This is a genomic window from Streptomyces sp. RP5T, from assembly GCF_003933965.1.
Taxonomy (GTDB): domain Bacteria; phylum Actinomycetota; class Actinomycetes; order Streptomycetales; family Streptomycetaceae; genus Streptomyces.
The window spans coordinates 1-2,042 of the sequence record NZ_RSAJ01000956.1; the positions used below are offsets into that span (position 1 = coordinate 1).

Below are 2,042 nucleotides of genomic sequence, written 5' to 3' on the forward strand. Positions count from 1 at the left end.
GGACCGGTGCCGCCGGGCAGCACCGACCAGGTGTAGGTCTCCACCTCCAGGTGGTCGGTGAGCGCGGCAGGGCCGCCGACCAGGGTCTGAAGGGCGGCGAGCAGTTCGTCCCCGGTGGAGCGCAGCGGGGGTCTGGGGGCGGCGTGCAGCGGGGTGTGGAAGTGGACGCGCCAGGGACCCGCTCCCGGCAGCGCTCCGCCCAGCGCGTCGGGCAGGTCGTCGACCGCCAGCAGCCTGCCGCGCAGCGACTCGCGGGTCTGGTGGAGGAAGCGGGGCTCGGCGAACTCCCAGAGCGCGGCGCGGGCAGCCGGGTCCTGCGGGTCGTCGACGGCCAGCGCGCAGGAGACCTGTGCCTTGACGACGGGCAGCCCGGCGGCGTCCAGCCGGGCGCAGGCGGTGGGCACGTCCTCGAAGCCGACCGCCGTGTGACAGGTGTCGAGGCAGACGCCGAGCCGGCGCGGATCGACGTCGGCGAGCAGGCGTACGGCCTGTTCGGTGTTCTCGATCACGCAGCCCGGCTCGGGTTCGAAACCGACCCGCACGGTGCGGCCGGTGTCGGCGGCCAGCGCGGCCAGGCCCTGGGCCAGCCGGTCGAGGTGACGGTGGACGCGGTCGGCACGGTCGGTCGTCCACGGTTCCCGCCAGGCGAGCGGAAGCGTGGACACCGAGCCGCGGACGGCGTCGTCGGGCAGCAGCGCGGCCAGCACCCGGGCGCAGTCGAGGGTGTGTTCCAGCCGGGCGGGCTCGGACCAGTCGGGCTGGTACACGGACTTCTTCACCGCGCGGTCGTGGAAGCCGCGGTAGGGGAAGGCATTGAGGGTGACGACCTCCAGGCCCCGGGCGTCCAGCTCGACCCGCAGCCGGGCGAGCGCGGCGCGGTCGGTGGTCAGTTCGGTGACGGCGGGGCGGGAGAGCCACAGTCCGAGGCCGAGACGGTCGCTGCCGAGGCGGCGGCGGACCGGTTCGGCGTAGCGGGTGAGCTGGGTGAGGACGCCGTCGAGGGTTTCGGCGGGGTGCACGTTGGTGCAGTAGGCGAGGTGGACGGTGGTGCCGTCCGGGTGTGCGAAGCGCATCGGGCCTCCGTGGTCACTCGCCACCGCGGGCGAGGGAGTTGCCCGCGTAGGCGGGCACGGGAGCGGGAGCTGCCGTGCCGTCGGCTGCGGGGGCCGCTTCGGCGCCGGCGGCGAACTCCGGGTCGAGTCGTCCGCTCTGTCCGTAGAAGGCGACGGGGTTGCGCCACAGCACACGGTCGACGTCGTCGGCGTCGAACCCGGCGGCGAGCATGGCGTCGCCGGTGGCCCGGGTCTTCAGCGGGTCGCTGTGGCCCCAGTCGGCCGCCGAGTTCACGAGCATCCGCTCCGTGCCGTACCGGCCGAGGATGTCCACCATGCGCCGCTCGCTCATCTTCGTGCGCGGGTAGACGGAGAAGCCCATCCAGCAGCCGCTGTCCGCGACCATCCCGACCGTCGCCTCGGTGAGGTGGTCGACGACGACCCGTCCGGGGTCGATGCCGGATTCCCTGACCACGTCGAGGGTGCGGCGGGTGCCGTTCGCCTTGTCGCGGTGCGGGGTGTGGACCAGAGCCGGCAAGCCGTGGTGCAGGGCGAGTTCGAGCTGGCGGGCGAACGCCTCGTCCTCCGCCGGGGTGATGGAGTCGTAGCCGATCTCCCCGACGGCGACGACGCCGTCCTTGGCGAGATAGCGGGGAAGCAGGTCCAGGACACCCGTGAGGCGCGGGTCGCCCGCCTCCTTGGGATTGAGGGCGATTGCGCAGTGGTGACGGATGCCGAACTGCGTGGCGCGGTGCGGTTCCCAGCCGAGCAGCGCGTCGAAGTAGTCGACGAAGGTGCCGACGGCGGTGCGGGGCTGACCGAGCCAGAAGGCGGGCTCCACGAGGGCGCGGACGCCGGCCGCGGCCATCGCCTCGTAGTCGTCGGTGGTGCGGGAGGTCATGTGGATGTGGGGATCGAAGATGCGCACGGGCGCGCTCACTCCCTGAGATCGGTGGGTGGTGCTCGGTGGCGGGGACGACGTCGATGGGG

General features: G+C 73.4%; 2 protein-coding genes. Both read right to left on the reverse strand.

The window, feature by feature from the left end; genetic code table 11:
* A partial coding sequence (gene eboE / locus EHS43_RS43385; RefSeq protein ID WP_125195922.1) for a metabolite traffic protein EboE occupies window positions 1–1,073 on the reverse strand: 1,073 nt, incomplete at its 3' end.
* A 13-nt stretch (window positions 1,074–1,086) separates the two neighbouring features.
* Complete coding sequence (locus tag EHS43_RS43390; protein WP_125195923.1) at window positions 1,087–1,980, reverse strand: TatD family hydrolase; 894 nt, start codon at window positions 1,978–1,980, stop codon at window positions 1,087–1,089.
* Window positions 1,981–2,042: the final 62 nt, after the last annotated feature.